The sequence below is a fragment of the Acinetobacter pittii genome, from assembly GCF_034064985.1.
Lineage (GTDB): Bacteria > Pseudomonadota > Gammaproteobacteria > Pseudomonadales > Moraxellaceae > Acinetobacter > Acinetobacter pittii_H.
Window position 1 is genome coordinate 2,461,195 of the sequence record NZ_CP139249.1, and the last position, 19,211, is coordinate 2,480,405.

18 protein-coding genes are annotated in these 19,211 nt (G+C 38.4%); 2 read left to right on the plus strand and 16 right to left on the minus strand.

Annotated features, from left to right (window positions below; translation table 11 throughout):
* Nucleotides 1-129 precede the first annotated feature (129 nt).
* The 14 genes from SOI76_RS11700 to SOI76_RS11765 form a co-directional block, all read right to left on the minus strand.
* Nucleotides 130-1,038: an SEL1-like repeat protein gene (locus SOI76_RS11700; RefSeq protein WP_104080249.1), complete on the minus strand. Its 909-nt coding sequence runs from the start codon at nt 1,036-1,038 to the stop codon at nt 130-132.
* Nucleotides 1,039-1,147: 109 nt separating this feature from the next.
* Nucleotides 1,148-2,368 carry a chloride channel protein gene (locus SOI76_RS11705; protein WP_104080248.1) on the minus strand — a complete coding sequence of 407 codons (1,221 nt, stop codon included), beginning with the start codon at nt 2,366-2,368 and terminating at the stop codon, nt 1,148-1,150.
* 303 nt (nt 2,369-2,671) lie between these two features.
* Nucleotides 2,672-4,390, minus strand: coding sequence for an acetyl/propionyl/methylcrotonyl-CoA carboxylase subunit alpha (gene bccA, locus SOI76_RS11710; protein ID WP_104080310.1), 1,719 nt, complete (start codon nt 4,388-4,390; stop codon nt 2,672-2,674).
* Complete coding sequence (gene ybgK, locus SOI76_RS11715; RefSeq protein ID WP_104080247.1) at nt 4,390-5,973, minus strand: urea amidolyase family protein; 1,584 nt, start codon at nt 5,971-5,973, stop codon at nt 4,390-4,392. The genes bccA and ybgK overlap by 1 nt, the downstream gene beginning before the upstream one ends.
* A 32-nt stretch (nt 5,974-6,005) precedes the next feature.
* Nucleotides 6,006-6,821: a putative hydro-lyase gene (locus SOI76_RS11720; RefSeq protein ID WP_104080246.1), complete on the minus strand. Its 816-nt coding sequence runs from the start codon at nt 6,819-6,821 to the stop codon at nt 6,006-6,008.
* Nucleotides 6,822-6,823: 2 nt separating this feature from the next.
* Nucleotides 6,824-7,588, minus strand: a complete 765-nt coding sequence (locus SOI76_RS11725; protein WP_104080245.1) for a LamB/YcsF family protein — start codon at nt 7,586-7,588, stop codon at nt 6,824-6,826.
* A gap of 34 nt (nt 7,589-7,622) precedes the next feature.
* A complete protein-coding gene (gene ycsG, locus SOI76_RS11730) occupies nt 7,623-8,876 on the minus strand; it encodes an NRAMP family divalent metal transporter (protein WP_104080244.1) in 1,254 nt (417 codons plus the stop codon).
* Between the two features lie 298 nt (nt 8,877-9,174).
* Entirely contained in the window at nt 9,175-10,086 is a 912-nt protein-coding gene (mumR, locus tag SOI76_RS11735) for a LysR family transcriptional regulator MumR (protein ID WP_032038316.1), read from the minus strand.
* Nucleotides 10,087-10,182: 96 nt separating this feature from the next.
* Entirely contained in the window at nt 10,183-11,127 is a 945-nt protein-coding gene (locus SOI76_RS11740; RefSeq protein WP_205668458.1) for a DUF4424 family protein, read from the minus strand.
* A gap of 120 nt (nt 11,128-11,247) precedes the next feature.
* Nucleotides 11,248-11,592, minus strand: coding sequence for a hypothetical protein (locus SOI76_RS11745; protein WP_032055899.1), 345 nt, complete (start codon nt 11,590-11,592; stop codon nt 11,248-11,250).
* A gap of 312 nt (nt 11,593-11,904) precedes the next feature.
* Nucleotides 11,905-12,366: a hypothetical protein gene (locus tag SOI76_RS11750; RefSeq protein WP_057075310.1), complete on the minus strand. Its 462-nt coding sequence runs from the start codon at nt 12,364-12,366 to the stop codon at nt 11,905-11,907.
* Between the two features lie 250 nt (nt 12,367-12,616).
* Entirely contained in the window at nt 12,617-12,811 is a 195-nt protein-coding gene (locus SOI76_RS11755) for a hypothetical protein (protein WP_079284409.1), read from the minus strand.
* A gap of 175 nt (nt 12,812-12,986) precedes the next feature.
* The gene (locus SOI76_RS11760) at nt 12,987-13,304 is read right to left on the minus strand and encodes a hypothetical protein (protein ID WP_205668457.1); all 318 of its coding nucleotides are present in this window, start codon (nt 13,302-13,304) and stop codon (nt 12,987-12,989) included.
* Nucleotides 13,305-13,468: 164 nt separating this feature from the next.
* Nucleotides 13,469-14,161 carry a hypothetical protein gene (locus SOI76_RS11765; protein WP_104080242.1) on the minus strand — a complete coding sequence of 231 codons (693 nt, stop codon included), beginning with the start codon at nt 14,159-14,161 and terminating at the stop codon, nt 13,469-13,471.
* Nucleotides 14,162-14,712: 551 nt separating this feature from the next.
* Between SOI76_RS11765 and SOI76_RS11770 the strand changes: the two genes are divergently transcribed.
* The gene (locus SOI76_RS11770; RefSeq protein ID WP_199937158.1) at nt 14,713-14,811 is read left to right on the plus strand and encodes an excalibur calcium-binding domain-containing protein; all 99 of its coding nucleotides are present in this window, start codon (nt 14,713-14,715) and stop codon (nt 14,809-14,811) included.
* A 175-nt stretch (nt 14,812-14,986) separates the two neighbouring features.
* Here the strand turns inward: SOI76_RS11770 and SOI76_RS11775 are convergent, their stop codons facing one another.
* The gene (locus tag SOI76_RS11775; RefSeq protein WP_205668456.1) at nt 14,987-15,541 is read right to left on the minus strand and encodes a TetR/AcrR family transcriptional regulator; all 555 of its coding nucleotides are present in this window, start codon (nt 15,539-15,541) and stop codon (nt 14,987-14,989) included.
* A gap of 692 nt (nt 15,542-16,233) precedes the next feature.
* Between SOI76_RS11775 and SOI76_RS11780 the strand changes: the two genes are divergently transcribed.
* Nucleotides 16,234-16,992, plus strand: coding sequence for an HD domain-containing protein (locus SOI76_RS11780; protein ID WP_104080241.1), 759 nt, complete (start codon nt 16,234-16,236; stop codon nt 16,990-16,992).
* 187 nt (nt 16,993-17,179) lie between these two features.
* On the opposite strand, the gene SOI76_RS11785 is transcribed toward SOI76_RS11780, so the two are convergent.
* Complete coding sequence (locus tag SOI76_RS11785; RefSeq protein WP_104080240.1) at nt 17,180-19,126, minus strand: acid phosphatase; 1,947 nt, start codon at nt 19,124-19,126, stop codon at nt 17,180-17,182.
* Nucleotides 19,127-19,211: the final 85 nt, after the last annotated feature.

The following is a 19,211-nucleotide window of genomic DNA, read 5'->3' on the forward strand; positions in this document are numbered from 1 at the left end:
ACTCTTAACCTAAGCAAAAAAACACCTACCAATATTTCAACAAAATATGGCCTAAAAAAATGCAGCCTATTTTTATCAAAATAAAACGTTTTTTAATTTATGTATTAGCATCTATTAAATTTTAAATAACTATTCTTCAAATAGCGATAAAGCATCCTTATTGCCATTTTCCGCCGCTTTCCTTAGCCACTTTTCGGCTAATTCATTGTTTTGCTGTACACCCTCACCTTTGTAGTACATCATCCCTACAGTAAATTGTGCTTCATCATTTTCCTGTTGAGCAGCTTTGCTATACCATTCGAATGCTTTCTTATAATCTTGATTTACACCTATCCCAAGAGCATATATCGCCCCCAAGTTATTTTGTGCTTTTTCATTTCCTTGCTCAGCCGCTTTGCTATATAACTCAAAGGCTTTTTTATTATTTAGCTCTACGCCCTTACCTTGTGCATAAAGTGCTGCAAGATTATTTTGCGCATCGGCATAATTTTGTGCAGCAGCTTTGCTATACCAATCAAATGCTTTTTTATAATCTTGGGTTACTCCATAACCTTCTTCATAAAGTATGCCCAAAGAGTATTTAGCTTCGGCATTATCTTGTGCAGCAGCTTTGCTAAACCACTCAAAGGCTTTCTGATAGTTTTTAACTCCACCATCACCATTTGCGTAATATGCACCTAAATTACTTTGTGCTTTTACTTCCCCTTGTTCAGCAGCTTTACTATACCATTCGAATGCTTTTTTATAATTCTGCTCTATCCCTTGCCCAAGAGCATACATTGCTCCCAAATTATTCTGTGCCTCTGCATTTCCTTGATTAGCAGCTTTGCTATACCATTCAAATGCCTTTTTATAATCTTGAGGAACAACTTCTCCCTCTACATATAATTCACCAAGTTTTGCTTGAGCTCCTGCATCGCCTTTTTCTGCTAAATGCGAAATATCTTTAAAATCTGGTTGATGACTACAAGCTAATAAGTTGATTGCTACGAAAATAATGCCAATTTTTTGAAGTTTTTTTCTTAAAATAAAAAACATAATAAATATTAAATTGCTTGTGATGATAAATATATTGAATGAATTTTAGCATAAATCCTCAAGTACAATTGACTCAAAACCCAATCAAACCCTACCTATAAAATACTCCCTAATCCATCAATTTCTTACGACGATACAACCCACAATTTCCAGAAAATAACGCTGCCAACAAACAAGTAATAATGGCGTAAGTGGCAACATTCATTCCAAATAGCTCAACAGCTAAAATAATAGATGTTAACGGTGCCTTACTCGCCCCAGAAAACAAACTGACTAATCCTAAGCCAGCAAGCAATGAAATTGGTAAGTTTAAAACCGCCCCCAAAGCATTCCCTAATGTCGCACCTACATAAAAGAGTGGTGTAATTTCTCCACCTTTAAAGCCCGAACCTAAAGTGATGGCAGTAAAAACGGTCTTATTAAAAAAGTCGTAAAACTCAATCGGCACATAAAAAGATGAAATGATTTTATCTGTACCCAAACCGTTGTATTGCTGATGCGCAGTGAACAACGTAAGTAGCATAATGACAATACCACCCGCCATCGTTCTTAATGGCAAATACCGAACGTATTTATAAAAAATGTCACTCGCAAAATGAATGGCAGCAATAAAGAAACGTGCGACTAAACCAAAGATCAGACCTGCCACAATTAAGTTCATGAGCGTGCCAAAATGAATGGCTGGAAACTCACTAATCACATAAAAAATATGTGGATGAACAATATCAAATAGCTCAGGGATAGCCGATGCAATCAGAGCCGACACAAAACATGGAAAAATAGCTGAGTATCTTAAATTACCCAAAGCAGTAATTTCTAAACCATAGATTGCACCCGCCAGAGGCAAGCCAAACACCCCTGCAAAGCCTGCACCAATACTGGCGATTAAACAGATTTTTCGGTTATCTTCCGAGACTTTTAGTATATGGCTTAAGTGGTCAATTAAGGCACCCGAAAGCTGAACCGCAGGCGCTTCACGTCCTGCCGAACCACCAAATAACTGCGTTAAAATTGAAGTAATAAAAATGATGGGGCTCATTCGTTTTGGAATAAACGACTTAGGCTGGTGAATTTCATCAATCAGTAAATGGGTTCCCCGCTCAATCGGTGATCCATATTTTTTAATGAGATAACCAATACCAAAACCCACAAAAGGCAAAAAGTAGATGAGCCAGTGATGCAGACTTCTGACTTTGTTTGAAATATCAAAAGCGACAAAAATTAAGGTCGATGCCAACCCCGCGACGACTCCAATCACAATCGAGATGACGAGCCAATAGACACTGTATTTTAGAATTTGATCATATTCAGATGAAGGTAGAATTTTCATTCGCTTTCTTCAATTCGCCTTTGAGTGGATGCCAAATTCTCAAATATTTTTATGCTGCCAGCTCATTAAGTGAGAAATGCTTAAACTGGGCTAAAAATTAAAGCCCGCATAAGCGAGCTTTCAATACAGTGATTAATTTTTGGTATCACTAAACTGTGATAAATATCTCACAATTAGGGCTGATTTTCAAGCTGAAAATGGTTAACGAGTACTGTGAAAAATAACAAACCGAGTGAATAAATAAGCATTAGATTTGACCCAATTAAACTAATGCTTAAGTGAGCCAAATCATTTATTCAAAACTTAATTAATACTCGCAATCACAGTTTCTGCATGGCAGGTTGCGCCCTTCTCTGCACCAATCTGAATAACGCCACTGCGGTGCGCCAGTACCTGTACTTCCATTTTCATGGCTTCCATAATGGCAACCACTTGCCCTTCTGTCACTTGCTCACCATTTTCGACTTTCCAAGCGCTAATCACACCATTAATTGGGGCAAGTAAATGCTCAGCACTCACTTCTGGCTCGGCAGTCTGTGCTTGAACTGCGGTTGCTGGACCTTGTGCAAACATGCCCGCAGGTAGACCTAAACGGTGTAACTTCCCATCAATTTCAATGTAGCTGAGTAGCATGGGTTGTTGATGGTTTGGAATGCCGCGTTTAGTCGGCTTTAATTCTTGTTTAAAGTCGTTTTCGATCCAACGCGTATGTACATTAAATTCCTCTGTAAAGTCAGGTTCATTAAGTACCGCACGGTGAAAGTCTAAAACCGAAGCTACACCTTCAATTTTAAATTGTTTTAAAGCACGTTTAGCGCGGGCAATTGCAACTTCTCGGGTTGGACCAGTCACAATCAGTTTTGCCATGAGTGAGTCAAAGTGGCTAGATACTAATGAACCCGTGCGAACACCTGTGTCGACTCGTATACCGTTACCAAACGGCGCTTCAAATAAACTCAACACACCAAACGCTGGAATAAACCCGCGAGCTGGGTCTTCGGCATTAATACGAAACTCAATGGCATGACCTTGTGCTTTCGGTGTTTCTTTAATAGAAAGCTCATGGCCCTGTGCCACACGAATTTGCTCTACTACCAAGTCGACTTTTGATGTTTCTTCAGTCACTGGGTGTTCAACTTGCAAACGCGTATTTACTTCTAAGAATGAAAGCTTGCCGTCACGGCTCAGTAAATATTCAACTGTTCCCGCACCCACATAGTTTGCGGCCTGACAAATGTTTTTTGCCGAGCTTAAAATTTGTTGGTAAATCTCATCGCTAATAAATGGCGCGGGCGCTTCTTCAACTAACTTTTGGTTACGGCGTTGCAACGAGCAATCACGTGTACCAAGTACCACAATGTTTCCATGTTGGTCTGCTATCACCTGCGCTTCTACATGGCGCGGTTTATCAAGATATTGCTCGACAAAACATTCACCACGACCAAAAGCAGCTTTTGCCTCTCGCACTGCCGACTCATAAAGTTCTTTGACTTCTTCGAGTTTCCACGCGACTTTTAAGCCACGCCCACCGCCACCGAATGCGGCTTTAATGGCAATTGGTAAACCATATTGTTTGGCAAACTCTAAAGCTTCATCTGCATTATTAAGTGGGTCTTGCGTGCCCTGAACCAAGGGCGCACCAACGGAAGCAGCAATTTTACGTGCTTCGATTTTATCGCCTAGTTTTTCAATGGCACTTGGTGATGGCCCTACCCATTTTAAGCCCGCATCAATCACGGCTTGGGCAAATTCAGCACGTTCGGATAAAAAGCCATAACCCGGATGCACCATAGTCGCTTTCGATTTTTTTGCAATTTCGATAATTGCTGGAATATTTAGGTAAGTCTCGCTAGCAGTTGCACCAGCCAAGCCCCATGCTTCATCTGCAAGTTCGACATGCATGCTGCTAATGTCGTCATCTGCATATAACGCGACCGATGCAATTCCCATGTCACGACAAGCATGGATAATACGAACGGCAATTTCACCACGGTTAGCAATCAATAATTTTTCTGTATTCATCATTCATTCTCAAAATCTGTAAATTCGGCAATTCTTTTAAATTTGATGCGGCAACCTGCCGGAATCTGTGCCACCAAATCCCAATGGTGTTTAGCAACAGAGGCAATAACCGGATATCCGCCCGTTAAAGGGTGATCGTTCATAAACAAAACGGGTTGGCCACTCGGTGGAATCTGCAAAGCACCAATACATGTGCCTTCACTTTCCAGTTCATGGGTAATTTTGCGAGTTAGAGGCTGTTCACCTGAAAGTCTTAGCCCGACTCGGTTGCTTTCATTGGTTACCAACCATTCTTGCTGACAGAGCAGCTCAATACTGTCTTGTTCAAACCAGTCTGTGCGTGGGCCCATCACAATATCTAGCTCAACGACTTCGCCAGTTCGCGGTAAGTCACTTTTGCCCACTTCATTTACGCTAATATTGGCTGCCTTTACCTGCCCTTGGTAAATGGTATCTCCAAGCTTTAAAGGTTCTGGACCTAACACTGCCAAGCTGTCAAACGAGGCACTATTGAGTACTGGTTCAACGTCTATACCACCACGAACTGCCAAATAATTTCTTAAACCTGCTGTTGGTGGCTGAATTTGGAATTCATCGCCTTCATCCAGATCAATTGGTTGATAGCTTGCAAAGTCTGCGGTTTGTCCGTCGGCAAATTTCACACGAATGTTTGAGATAGCCCCAGCCACTGCAATAACACCTGCATGCTGCATTTTGGCTTTTAAGCCACCATTTAAAACTTCAATAACGGGTGTATCGGTTGGGTTACCCACAATATGGTTAGCACTGTGCATGGCAGATAAATCCATTGCACCAGCTACCCCAACACCAATATTGGTCTGGTTTAATCGCCCTTCGTCTTGAATAAGCATTTGTAAACTTGGCGCCGTGATCGTAAATAGTGGCACCGATTGTTTCAGCTCAACCGTACGCGTGATTTGCTGCGGTACAGTCACTGTCGTTGGGTTATGCGTCACATCTTCAAAATGTACGGTCATGCCCGGTAACAGTAACGCAGGATTTTTACGTTCTAAATCCCACATTTTTTCTGATGTAGTACCAATCAGCTGCCAACCACCCGGACTGTCTTTTGGGTAAATACCAGAGTATTTTCCAGCCAAGCCCAAAGAGCCTGACGGTATTTTTTTACGCGGAACTGTTAAGCGTGGAATATCGGTAAACGGCTTATCGGGACTGCTCATATAAGCAAAGCCCGGCGCAAACCCAATAAAAGCAACATTCCACACACTTTGGTGATGTTTTCTAATCACATCAGCCACAGTCAGCCCTTGTAACTCGGCAACTTGAACAAGGTCTTCGCCGTTATAGCAAATCGGTACAATCACTTCTTGGCCGCTACGCTCAAATCCAGAATCAACTTTGAGACTCTGAATTGAAGCAACCAACGTTTTAAAGTTGGTTTCGATCTCATTAAAGAAAACCAAAATTGTTTTTGCAGCGGGGACTAAGTCTTTAATTCCATTCAATTGCGTATTTTGCAATTTATTGTACAACGCCAAAGTTTCCTCTAAGCTCGCAAGCTCAATCAGAAAACAATCGGCGTTTACCGATAAAAAACGCATTTGCTTATCCTTTTAATTCTTCTTTAGTCCAATTAGCCAATCCAAGCACGGTCAGGAATGTCGGTAATAAACATGTAACCCGGTGCATGACTAATCGCAAAAGGAATTTTCGAGTTCATGACCGCCGCTTGCGGCGTCACTCCACACGCCCAAAACACTGGAATTTCACCCGCTTCAATACGAGAAGCATCGCCAAAGTCTGGCTTATTTACATCCTTAATGCCTAAGCTTTCAGGGTGACCAATATGTACAGGCGCGCCATGTACACTCGGCATACGTGCTGTAATTTTTACCGCTTCACTAATTTGATGCGATGGAATTGGTCGCATTGAAACCACCATATTTCCTGAAATACGGCCTGCTGGTTCGCACTTTATATTGCTCAAATACATCGGCACATTGGTGTCGTCATGAATATGACGAACTTCAATACCCGCTTCTTGCAAAGCTGTTTCAAATGAAAAACTGCAACCAATTAAGAAAGTCACCAAATCAGGATGAGCGTTATAAATCTCTCTTGCATCGGTCACTTCATCGACCATTTCGCCATCTTTCCAAATGCGATAACGTGGGAAGTCAGTGCGGATGTCTGAGTCTGCTGCAAGCTTAGTTGCATAGATGCCTTCTTCGAGCACATCAAGCACTGGGCAGCTTTGCGGATTACGGTGTGCATAGAGCAAAAAGTCATATGCCCACTCTTTTGGCACCGAGATCATGTTGACCTGCGTCATGCCCGCAGCCATGCCTGCTGTCGGTTTATCAAAACCTGCACGGATTTTTAAACGCGCATCTAATGCGGCTTCAAGCTGAGCTGGGTCGACTTTAATATCCTTATACATGGTGCTCATCCTTATGTTTTATTTACAAACGGGCGAATTTCAATATTGTTTTTTACAAGCTCGGCTTTAATGGCAGCCGACATTTCTAGTGCACCGTCGGTATCGCCATGTAAGCAAATGGTGTCGGCTTGAATTGGAGTAAATACACCATCAATTGACTCGACTCCACCATTTTTAAGCATAGACACCACACGGCTAGCAACAAATGCCGAGTCATGTAAAACTGCACCTTCGAGACGACGAGACACCAGTGAACCATCACTGTTATAAGCACGGTCTGCAAATGCTTCAGACACAACATTTAAACCCGCAGCTCGTGCCTGTTCGACTAAGTTAGAACCTGCCAAAGCCACTAAAACCAATTCGGGGTTATACATTTTAATTGCATCAATCACGGCTGCTGCCTGAGCTTGGTCATGTGCAATGGTGTTATAAAGCGCGCCATGTGGTTTAACATATTGCACTTTTGAGCCCGCTACTTTAGCCAAACCATCAAGTGCAGAAATTTGGTAAAGCACATCGGCAATCAGTTCGTCACGTGACAAATCCATATTACGGCGGCCAAAGCCTACAAGGTCTGGATAAGACACGTGAGCACCAATAGTCACGCCAAGCTCAACGGCTTTACGAACCGTTTTTAAAATGCCGAGCGGGTCGCCCGCATGAAAGCCACAAGCAATATTGGCACTGGTCACGACAGGTAAAATCTGGTCATCATTACCCATTTTCCATGAGCCAAAGCTTTCACCCAAATCACTATTTAAATCTACAAACATGGCATTATTCCTTTATTACTTAACAACGTCTGGCTTAAAGCTTGGTCAAATAGTTAAACACAGTCGTAAACGACATGTAGCCCATCCACCACGTTAACAGACATGTTAATCCACCCAAAATAAGCAACCATTTTGGATAGTTATAATTACCCATCAAATCTTTACGGCACGCGGCAACATATACAAAAATTGTAAGGCCAATTGGCAACACCAATCCGTTAAAACCACCTACGAAAATGAGTAGGCCTGCCGGAGTTGCACCCAATAACACATAGAGCAATAAAGCCAATGCGATAAAGGTAATGGTCGTATAGTTGGTTTGTTTTGGTGTTAAGTTCTTTTTAAACGCAGTAAAGAATGACACTGAAGTATATGCTGCGCCAATGGTGCTACTAATCCCTGCTGCCCAGAAAATTAAGCCGAATAATTTAAAACCAAATGTACCCGCTGTATATTGGAATGCTTGAGCTGCCGGATTGGCGTCATGGCTGGCTAAATCAATGGTTGCACCGCTCACCACCACACCTAAAAAAGCCAAGAACAACACATAGCGCATGATGCCGACCACAACAATGCCCTTGGTCGCAGCTTTAGCAACTTCATCAATATTTTCAGGGCCAACCGCGCCTTTATCGAGTAAACGGTGTGCTCCCGCGTAACAGATATAGCCACCTACTGTACCGCCAACAATGGTGGTAATAATGGCAAAGTCGATCTGATCTGGAGCAAAGGTTTGATGTACAGCTTGCCCAACAGGAGGCATTACAATGACAGCAACAATAATAATCAGGAGGATTTTAAGCAATCCCAACACGATCATGCTTTTATCCATGGCAAGCGTTGCTTTTCTTGATGCAAAAATCAAAATGGCTAACGCACCACTTAAAATACCGCCCCACTTTGTGTCTAGGCCAAAAAGTGCATTTAAACCTAAAGCTGCACCTGCAATGTTACCCACACTAAAGAAAAACCCGCCCAAAATCACTAGAAACGCCAGTAAATAACCACTACCCGGCAATGCTTTATTAGCAATGTCTGATGCACGCATTTGAGTAAGTGTCACCACTCGCCAAATATTTTGTTGAACCACATAATCAATCAAAATGGAAACTAAAATGGCAAAGCCAAATGCCGCGCCTAACTTGACTGTAAATACAGCAGTTTGGGTTAAAAATCCGGGCCCCATTGCAGAGGTCGCCATCATAAAGATCGAGGCCACAATGGCCCATTGGCGATCTGATAAAAAAGAAGATTTCAGTAAAGACATATTAATGCGTTCCTCATCCATTTGAGCTTAACAACGCTATTTTCAAGTTGAACCAAGAACACCATTTTTTGTCCCAAACGATATTCTTTAATCCTTTAAAATGACAAAGATTCCCTGTTCCCCAATTAATACAATCGGTGATCAAATCTTGTGTCTAAAATAAAAACATAGCTAATCCCTACGAACAATAAGACTTTTTACATTAGGGTAAAAATTTAAACTATTGATTTTAAATGATTTATTAGGTGTTAGAAAATCAAGATAAGCTCTACTTATTGAAGTTAATAAGCTGCCTTTATTGTTTTACATACAAAACAGCTTATTTTTTAATTTGCTCATTGAGTCTTTTCATAGCGCATTCAGAAACCTTAACCGCAACTTCGGTTAATTTCTCTTTTAAGGCAACATCGTTTCCTTGAATGTAGATCGAGGTGAAATGAAACGTCTTTAACTGAATAGGCGTATTTAATATTTCTAGTCGTCCATCAGTAATTTCTTTTAGCGCTGTTAAGGTCGGCACCACAGCAATACCCAAGCCCTGCTCGGCTAAACGCAACAGAGTTGCCAATGAGTAACTAGTAATTGAAAGTGGTTCATCAATCCCTTGCTCTTTCATTCGTGCTTTTAATTCTTTATAGGGATAGGTAATTTTTGGATAAGTTAAAATGGTATGTGACATGAGAGTTTTAAAAGACATTTGAGCAACTCCGCCTTTAAATGACGGTGAAGCCAAGAAACTTAGTTCAAAGTCACACAAGGCTTGTTCAATACATTCAAAAGCTAAAGTTGGCCCAAGCAAAAAAGCCATGTCTAAGTCGCCTGTCCGAACACCTTCTTGTAAGTTAGGCGTAAGGTCCACCACGATTTCGACTGAAATTTTTGGGAACTCTTGTTGAACCTTTTCGATATATTCAACTAACCATGTATAAACAATAGTTTCGGAAACTCCCAAACGAATAGTACCCGTTAGGTGCTGGTTTTCTGTCAGTTCTGCGACCAGATCGGTCTCTAGTCGCATAAATTTTTCGGCATACTTAAATAAAGTTAAGCCTTTATGAGTCGGTTTAAACTGCCGATAGTTTCGATCTAAAACTTTAAAACCTAATTCATTTTCAAGAGCTGTGATTTTTTGAGATACCGCAGGCTGTGTGGTTTGCAATTTAGTCGCCGCTTTATTGAAGCTATTTAAAGTCACCACCCAATAAAATGCTTCAAGATTCTTTAAATTCACGTGTCATCCTGTCTTAAAAAACTCCTTTACTTTTACAGTATGGGAGTTGTTAGTGTGATTACGCTACCCATTTCTGCATTTTTATTTGAGTTTGGCCTATTTCACTCTCACAAAAATAATATCTAGATCTTTTTTAGGTACAAACTTAGTCTTGGTCATTTGAAATTGAGTTGGGCTAATCTTTTTAACTTGACCATCCCAACAAAATGACACTAGTTCATCTTTATCTCGCTCAATGGTGAGCTTAAAGTTTTCAATCGGCTTTGCCCAATTTGCACCCGTCTTCAAAATATAGCCCAGAGCACTAAACGGCGAATTTTCTGCGCTGGCTTTTTTTAAGCCTAGCTTAAATTGTTTATCCATACAAAATTGCTGGTTATATTCATCTGGATAGAGAGCAACTGAACCACCCACCAACGGTTTATATTCATGATGAATCTTAGTCAAACCATTGGCTTTGAAAGTCTGCTTCCAACTATAAACCACTTGAGATGACCACGGGATCACGTCATCTTTTTTAAAATTAGCTAAAATTTTCTGTATTTGCGGCTTATTACATTGTTTTAGCTTGTCTACATAATATTCATAATCATAGTTAGTGCGAGTCCATGGGTTTAGCATCTCTTGTTCACTAAAACCGCATTGCTTAAACTCATCCGTTGCATCAATCAGTGGCGATTTTTCATCTTTTTGAATAAAGGTTCTGACATGCATCTCAGGTTTTATATTTTTACCATCCACCACAATTTTAAAACTTTTTAAAAGCTGTTCGGTGTGAGCAAAATCAGACTCAAAAAAATTATCAATGCGTGGTAACGGAAATAAGATCGTTTCCGTTACGTCTTTATTGCTTAAGTTTTTATAAAGATAGTCGACCTTAATAATCTTTTTACTAATAAATAGATCTTCGCTTTGCATAGCAATTTGCGAATTTTTGAGATATTGAATCCCACCTGTATCCACGTAACCCGTAGAGTCATTGGCTAGACCATAGGTAGATAGCGAAGCTAAAACAGCAAAGGTTAATACAAACGTTTTCATTTTAAACCGCTCTGTCATTTTCTAATTATGAAATATCGATCTGTAATAAAGCATAACTGTTTAAGCACAGATGCGGTTAGTTTTTTAGTAATGACTTATATCGCTTTAAATCTAAAAACTTTAATGAAAACTTAGCTTTTGTCTGGTCATCTTTTTAGGCACACTAATTTTCCCAATAAAGTTGGTTAGCCATAAAATGCATTCATCACGGTATTCAAAATGAGGAATTAAACTGAGGTCAATTTTTATATCTCTATCGGCTACAGGCAAACTCAGACAATATTCAAAGTCGATCGAATTATATTTTAACTTCAGATCTTTTTCTTCGGCCTGTTTTTTTATTTCCGCCATAATACGGTTGAGATTAACAATCAAATTATTTGAAACTTGATTATTCTCATAAACACGTTCATAGACATTCTCCGCAACGTCTATATATTTTATAAGCTCTGCGTTTTCATTCATTTCGTTCATGCTCTCTTTTTTTAAAGATTATGAACAGCTAAATGTTTCATTGCGTTACATGGAACGTTGCTTATGTGAAAAATGTATATTTTTCTTTACCAAAAGATATAAGCAAACCTTTGTTATTTATACAAAATAAGTAAATTTTTGAATATTTATATACATTTAAAAATTACTTAATTATGGCTTTAACTAAAATAATAAATTGTGTGATAACTCTTCTTAGGCAAAAAAAACCGCCCCAGAAGGCGGTCGCTGAGTTAAAACCAGCAGGTATATAGAAGCAAGGTGGACATTTGCTTCTATATTCTTTTATGAAGGAGTTTTATTGGTTTTAATAAAATCCTCAGATTTAAAATAATTGATAATCATGTCTGCATGCTCTTCTTTTGGAGGAGTAACAGTCATAGCAAATGACGCATCTTTCGACATCTTAAAACCTGGTGGTAAAAAGTGTGAAATTGGCGGTAATTTAGGTTTTCCACCTTCTGTGATTCGCTCAATAAAACCAGCTAACCAAAGAAGATATTCACCTTCATTTGCGAACTTTGGCATAACACTCAGATCAATTTTAACTTTGCACTCACTTAACGGTTTGGTTAAGTTTTCTTCAAAGTCTATATAGTTGAACTTGAGCTTAAACTCAGTTCCCTTTATGGCTTTTCGAATCTGACTAATTAAACAGTTAAGGTTCTGAGTAATGTCATCAGTGAATAAGCTATCTTTTTTAATATTTTTATAAACCTTTTCGGCTACAGCTAGATACTTTGGCATTAACCTCTCTCCGTCCTATTGTTATAAAGTGCTGATCTATGAATGTTTTATGAGTTTGATTATGCTTAAAGATGTGTAAGTAAAGGTAATCTTATTAGATTTGATTGTAAGTAATTGGATCTTTATGTAAATTGCACCAAAAAAACACCGAAAAAAAATATGGTTTTGATAACTCATCCACAAAATAAAAGCTTGAATAGAGATACTTTGAAATATTTTCTTTCATATTGATTTTTACCATTTGGTAAAATTAATATGTTTTCATCTGCTTATCGCGTCGAACTAAACCAAGCACCGCTCTACGCACTCTTATTTCCTCTTCGGAAAAAGGGAGATGGACTGTAAGTTCGTAAATTGAGAGAGAGTTATTTTCTATCAAGAAGCAGTCTTGCTCTGTTGTCCAATGAGAAGTGGTCGTTGGAGTTTGTTTAAGATAACGTTTCATATTTCCTAGCAGATCTGTTTGCACATACAAAAAGCCTGCCTTTGGGGCAAGCTTAGTTTAAATTTTGTGATGATCATTATTATAGCAGTCTGTAGATAATATGGTCAGTTAATATTATAGCTACCCTAACTAAATATTATAAAAAAAAGCCCACACACTGTGGGCTTTTTAATGGTTATTGTGCTGCATTTACCCCAACAATAAACTGACTACAATGAGAACCTTCAGATGCATTACCTAATTGCTTTTCAGAGAATTTAAATTTAGCGGCAACTGACTCATAATCTTTTTTAAGGCTTTGGCCTGTAAGCTCACCGAGCTGTTTGACTTGCTCTGGTTTCAAGATTTCATGTTCAACTGCTTGATTTACCATGACACAGGCTGTGGTCATTGCGTCATAACGTGCAGCAGTTTTAGAGTAACCTAGAGCGCCTATTACGCCACCAACAATTAAACCAACAATTACCGCTAAAGTTACATGCATTTTATTCATTTTTTAAATACCTAAAAAACTAACTAAACTAAAAAGGAACACTTCAAAAGATTGTGCTCAAGTCTAATTAGGATAGTGGCATTTACAGGTTTTAAAAAGTTAGATTCTGTCACATTTATTGATAGGTTAAGTGAATTGTGTTTTATCAATTCAAAAGAAAAATATCAGACCCTCCTAGTTCTCTTTTGTTTTTCGCTTGGCACTTCTAAAGGAATAGCCACCTTACCTGTACCTAACCCGCGAAAAAAATAATTAATAATATATAAGAATAACAGGCCAAAATAAAAAATAGGAAAAATGCTAAAGGCAGTACTTATGATTTCCCAAAACATAACCCCCACTCTATAGTTATAACAAAATGATATGAGTCCACCTCTACGTCTAGGCCTTTGCTGAGTAATATCATCCTCAATGAAATGAATAATTCCCATAACAAAACAACCAGCAAATGTACTTGAGACCAAAGTCTTTTTAATTAGAGGCCTTTCTAGCAAAGGATATTTTTTTGAAGATTCAAACTCGGCTTTAAAAAAGAATTTATAAATTTCTTCTTGATAAGCTTTATTAATTCCATATTTTTTAATAAAAAAATAGGAGATAACACAACCAACAAAGAACATGACTATCGTTATGTAAATGCTATAAAGAATCGTAAAAAACGGTAATGGCCCTTTCGTACCAACAGTCACATGCATAGTTTGTGTGATGTATTGATATAGCTCGTACTGCCATTCGTTTTTTGGATAAGCAGGAAATACAAATAAAGGAATAATAAAAAGAATAGAACATATAGCTATATTTCCTTTGTTCTCCTTACTTTTCCGTGCAAGCGTAGAAAGAAAATTTTTAGAAGCCATATCTATATTTTACAATTTGGAACCATGTGTTTAGCTTTATAAAAATCATTAAAAGCTTTTATAGTATTCATAAAAAGTTATTCATTTTACTTAATAACTTGCGAGCGAACTTTACTTTATGTTTTATAGAAAATCAAAATAAATAAATTTCCTTTTTTATCATACCTATATTGTTACTCTATTTGTGTTATGACAAGATCAATATAAGTTAGCTACTTTAAAAAAAGAAAATGAAAATACTTTTTAACTTAATACTATTACCACTTTTATTAATTGGATGTGTAACTGTATCCCCTATTAATTCTGTACCAATGCACCCTAAAGGCTTAACACCTGAAGAGGCTAGAGCAATATATAATGCTCAGATGAATGTAGATCAGTCAGATTATCCTTATAGTATATCTAACAGGTCAGAAGCTGAGTCGAGAACTAAACCAGTTCTTTATCCTAAACAAAAATCACCTAGATCTACTCCAGCTCCGAGTTCAAAAAGAACTAATACTGATTCGATCCCACTTAAATGTGGGTCATATCCTCGTACTTGTGGTCAAATGAAAAGTTGTTCTCAAGCACGTCAAGCACTGCAATGTGGAATGCATAGCTTAGATCGAGACAATGACGGTATTCCTTGCGAAAAGATCTGCGGCTAAAAGTTATTTTCAAAAAGTATAGAATTTTAAAAACCTGTTAAGTCCAGTTTTTTTTAATTAGCTTCCTCAGATTAAGAATATGAGCTTATTATTAGAAATGAATTACTTAAAACAATTCATTTCTAAAACTAGATGATCAACTCTCCAAAGAATACTGTTTATACTAATTTCTCTCTCACCCAAACCCCAATAAAAAATACTCAAGCAACCGCTCTCTTTCATCTGGTTTGTTTGGATCTAAAAGCTGAACCATTGCCCCGTCAATCACAAACAAGAACATGTGTGCATCTTGTTTTGAAGCGTTTTCATTAGTCGTTAAAAGCAAATTATAGATTTCATTAATGAACCAATTCCGATAATCAATTACGAGCTGATATGCTTTGGGATAAGTTTTCGAAATTTCAAAAATAGCTTTGAATGGCAAATGATAAAGACCATCTAAGTCAGCATGTAAAAAGTAAATTTTGCGAAGTTTTTCAAATATAGTTAATTCTTTTTGGACGTAGATAATCGAAATGACTTCATGTTTAAGGCCATCTTTTTGAAAAGTTAGGCTCATTTCAATAAGACGCTTTTTTGAGTGAAAGTAGTTATAAAAAGTCGCTTTGGGAATTTTTGCCGAATCAATAATTCGGTCGACTCCGACATTGTGAAAGCCATATTTATTAAAAAGATAGCGGGAAGTGTGCAGTACGCTTAAAGCACGAAATGGAAGATCTAAATGTGGCATAGTTTTACCGTTATAAAAAATTATTGTTGTATATAAATGAGATACTTTTTTGGGAGAAAAAAGGCACAGCAAAGCCCGTAAGACTGTGCTTGGCACATCTCAAGTTTTATTGTTGATTAAGTTTTAAGACGAAATAATTTAAAGCCCGAAAACCTTACGGCGATCAAACTGCTCTAAATATTTAAGCTGTGTCGTTATAGCTTTTGACAAAGATTGCCAAGAAATAATGGATGTGCAAAACCAACTCCTTTTTATTGGGGGTTCTGCCAAAACATTATAAATTATGGTGGCAGAACGGAAGAGGGTTCGCGGACTGGTTTCGACTCCAGCACACCCGAGGGTGTCCCTCTCCCGTCCTACCGCTACGGGAGGGAACGAGATGCACACAAGACTATTCCTCAGAAGAAATAATCCTGATGTGGTCGAAAAAAGCGGTCCGCGACGACCGACTGGCAATGTGGCCAGCAGGCGAAGAATAATATTCAGACCTCTTTCAGTCAAGCACACAAAATGACATTTGCTTTAAAATAGATCATTAAAAAGTAAGGATAAATAATTAAAATTTATTGTTAAATTGGGGTTTATAAAACGCTTATTAATCAAAGCTCTATCGATGTCTTAAAAGATACAACTTGCAAAAAAACATCTATGGCAATATTTTAGAGTAATTACTCTAAAATGAGATCTAATATATGAAAACTAAAAGAATTGGTTCGTATCACTGGATTCAAGCTACAAATGGTCAGCTCAACTTCAAAGAGAAAATTAAGTTAATTCAAAAAATTATGCTGCCAAGTGTTATAGCCTCTATAAAAACAAATTACTTTCGATTCAAAACTTCTCATGATTTTGATATCGATCAGATCGTGATACCAGATACTCAAATGGTTAAAGTTGCACTTGAGGAACTAGAAGCTAAAGCAAGTATATCTATCTACAATCATTCATGGCGAACCTATTTCTGGGGAGCTGCTTTAGGCAATATACAAAAACAGCAATTTGATGATGAGTCACTTTTAATAGCCTCACTTTTTCATGATATTGGCTTAACTGAACAACATATTTATAGTAAAGGTTGTAATTGTTTTACCTATGAAAGTGCTAAACAATTTGAGCTAAAGGCTAAAGAACATAGCTTTGATGAGAAGAAAAGTGAAGTAATTAAAGACTCTATCTGCTTACATATGAACGGCTATATAGATCATTCTGACTCAGCAGAAATTACTCTTTTACAGCAAGGTGCATCCTGTGATGTGATTAGTGACGGTCTATATATAATCCCCGTCACTTTCAGAAATGTAATTTTAGAAAAATACCCTAGAAAACAATTTAATAAAGAATTTATTGAGCTTATAGATTTAGAAAGTAAGAATGTGCCAAATTCTCGAACTAGTTTATTAAGTAGTCTTGGTTTACCGCTCATGATTAAGTCAAATTTATATAAAGAGTAGAAATAATAATATTTATAAATTGCTTACACCAAGTGTTGAAACATCCTAAGTTGGATTCATTGTGACAAAGACAGATCCCTTAGATTTAGAGTTCTGCCACTACATTAAGTTATAGTGGCAGAACCAAAGAGACTTAGCAGACTAACCCTATAGGTCAATATGCAAAGAATAAATTTCAAAACTCAACTTATGACACCGTAAACTTAACACTGTTATTTTGATAGATTGGCGTAATATCTTTGCCATTCAGTGTCACTTTTTTATAGGTGCCTTGAACTTTTTTAGCAGATAACACCGTATAGGTTCCCGCCGCTAAATTGTCTTTTGTGACGAGCTGCAATGTTCCATTTAAAGTAAGGGTATTTGCGACCTGAACTGCTGGAAGTACATTCGATTTAAACGTGATATTAAATGTCGTTCCTGCAAGCTGAGTTAAATTACCCGCAATGGTAACTGTTTTAGCTGAGTTGGTTTTTAATAGGCTATTTTCATGCATATAAATATCGCCTTGACCAGCGCCATGCTTAGACAATATTTCTAAACCACCCTGCTTTAAATCAATACCACCAGTAAACGAGTTATTTCCTGTCAGTGCTAAAGTTCCTGTGCCTGATTTGGTGAGTTTACCCGCACCCGTAATATCATTACTCCATTGGTCATATTGGTTAAAACCACCTAAACTCGCATCCATTGTCAGATTTACATCACCATCAAAACTGCCATAACCTGCACCCGCTCTGAACAGGTTTAAGCGCCCATAGCCCTCAACGTCATCCATGACTGGATAACCCGAAGCAAGCGCGGTTGATTTTAAAACCACACGGCGCTGATCGGCAGTTAAATATGGAAGTCGAGTTTCCAATAAAACTTCTGCTCCTTTAGGCACCGTAGCTATTTTTGTTTTATCGCCAATTTGGTTAAAACCATAGGTCATCCAGTGGTCTACTTGCTGTTTTAATTTTTCAAGATCGGCAAAACGGTCATTCACGTCATAAGGTGTTTTCGCCAAACTATAAAATGATTCAAACGTTGAACTATTGGTCTCTTTCATGAGCTGTGTTTGAGCTTGTAAATAAGCTTCTTTTCTTTGCTCTACCGTCATCGCATTTAAGTTGGCAACATCTGCGGCAATCGACTGAAGTCGTCCGCCAATCACGTCCATCGCTGAGTGCATGCCCGCGATAATACGTGAATCACCCAAATCTAAACCACGCGCAATCAATTCCTGATAACGCTGCGGCACTAAATAGGCCATCGCAATTGCATTTCGGCCAGCTTCGGCAGTGTGCCCACTCGGGAAACCGCCGTCAGTTGCAGGGGTACTACTTTTTGCAGGCTCTAAACTCGGCACTACAATGACTTCCGGACTCCAACGCCATGGACGAGCATATTTATAAAAACGTTTTGCTGACTCTGTTGATGAGTTATTCCCCATCGCTTGCACAAATTCAACGACTTTTCCGAAATTGGCATTTCCATCGGCGGTGGTTAGTCCACTATTATTGCCTTTGTCATCATATTTTACTTGTGTAGCATCGGCTGGCACTGAGTTGATTGTGGTGGTTTGCCTAGTGAGTTTTCGCCACGGATCGGTTAATGCGCCCATTCCTGTCGTTACGCTATAGCTTTTTCCACGTCTATCATCTAAATAGGCACGTATAGCTTCTTCTTCTGTACGCTTATGCGTGGTCTGAATTGAATAATTAATATTGTAGTTCAATACATCTGCATTCTTTTTTGTACCGTCGGTACTGTCGCCCGGTAAACCCGTCCAGTTCGATTCGACTACCGCCGGAAAGCCATCTCTTGCTTCGGCAGATTGGCCTGCATCTACAAATAAACTAGATGGCGTCCATACATCTAAAAAACCGCTCAGCACACGTACCCCAGCATTTGTTTCAACCGTGGCATATCGTGCATCGCCACGTTGATTGGTCGTCCACGAATCTACAATGGTCGTGATATTTGATGGCACTGGAGCAGTATCTTCAAAGCCTACACCCTTTGGCGCTGCTGGTATTTCTTGATTTGCTGTCGAATTATCATCTGAGCTATTGCTGTCATTACAACCCGTAAAAAAGACCGAACAAGAAATAAGAGAAAGTAAAAGTGTATTTATTTTAAAGCTAGACATGATGTGACCCGTTTAATAAATAACCGTATCTTTCACTATCAATGTTTAGCTGATATTACATATTTAAAATTAATTTAAATTTTTC

What these genes read in the sequence shown, in the direction of transcription:
- ybgK (WP_104080247.1), bottom strand. Translation starts at nt 5,973, where the DNA reads ATGCGTTTTTTATCGGTAAACGCCGATTGTTTTCTGATTGAGCTTGCG.
- SOI76_RS11780 (WP_104080241.1), top strand. Translation starts at nt 16,234, where the DNA reads ATGAAAACTAAAAGAATTGGTTCGTATCACTGGATTCAAGCTACAAAT.
- bccA (WP_104080310.1), bottom strand. Translation starts at nt 4,390, where the DNA reads ATGAATACAGAAAAATTATTGATTGCTAACCGTGGTGAAATTGCCGTT.
- SOI76_RS11765 (WP_104080242.1), bottom strand. Translation starts at nt 14,161, where the DNA reads ATGGCTTCTAAAAATTTTCTTTCTACGCTTGCACGGAAAAGTAAGGAG.
- SOI76_RS11750 (WP_057075310.1), bottom strand. Translation starts at nt 12,366, where the DNA reads ATGCCAAAGTATCTAGCTGTAGCCGAAAAGGTTTATAAAAATATTAAA.
- ycsG (WP_104080244.1), bottom strand. Translation starts at nt 8,876, where the DNA reads ATGGATGAGGAACGCATTAATATGTCTTTACTGAAATCTTCTTTTTTA.
- SOI76_RS11740 (WP_205668458.1), bottom strand. Translation starts at nt 11,127, where the DNA reads ATGAAAACGTTTGTATTAACCTTTGCTGTTTTAGCTTCGCTATCTACC.
- SOI76_RS11755 (WP_079284409.1), bottom strand. Translation starts at nt 12,811, where the DNA reads ATGAAACGTTATCTTAAACAAACTCCAACGACCACTTCTCATTGGACA.
- SOI76_RS11705 (WP_104080248.1), bottom strand. Translation starts at nt 2,368, where the DNA reads ATGAAAATTCTACCTTCATCTGAATATGATCAAATTCTAAAATACAGT.
- SOI76_RS11700 (WP_104080249.1), bottom strand. Translation starts at nt 1,038, where the DNA reads ATGTTTTTTATTTTAAGAAAAAAACTTCAAAAAATTGGCATTATTTTC.
- SOI76_RS11785 (WP_104080240.1), bottom strand. Translation starts at nt 19,126, where the DNA reads ATGTCTAGCTTTAAAATAAATACACTTTTACTTTCTCTTATTTCTTGT.
- SOI76_RS11745 (WP_032055899.1), bottom strand. Translation starts at nt 11,592, where the DNA reads ATGAATGAAAACGCAGAGCTTATAAAATATATAGACGTTGCGGAGAAT.
- SOI76_RS11770 (WP_199937158.1), top strand. Translation starts at nt 14,713, where the DNA reads ATGAAAAGTTGTTCTCAAGCACGTCAAGCACTGCAATGTGGAATGCAT.
- SOI76_RS11775 (WP_205668456.1), bottom strand. Translation starts at nt 15,541, where the DNA reads ATGCCACATTTAGATCTTCCATTTCGTGCTTTAAGCGTACTGCACACT.
- SOI76_RS11725 (WP_104080245.1), bottom strand. Translation starts at nt 7,588, where the DNA reads ATGTTTGTAGATTTAAATAGTGATTTGGGTGAAAGCTTTGGCTCATGG.
- SOI76_RS11760 (WP_205668457.1), bottom strand. Translation starts at nt 13,304, where the DNA reads ATGAATAAAATGCATGTAACTTTAGCGGTAATTGTTGGTTTAATTGTT.
- SOI76_RS11720 (WP_104080246.1), bottom strand. Translation starts at nt 6,821, where the DNA reads ATGAGCACCATGTATAAGGATATTAAAGTCGACCCAGCTCAGCTTGAA.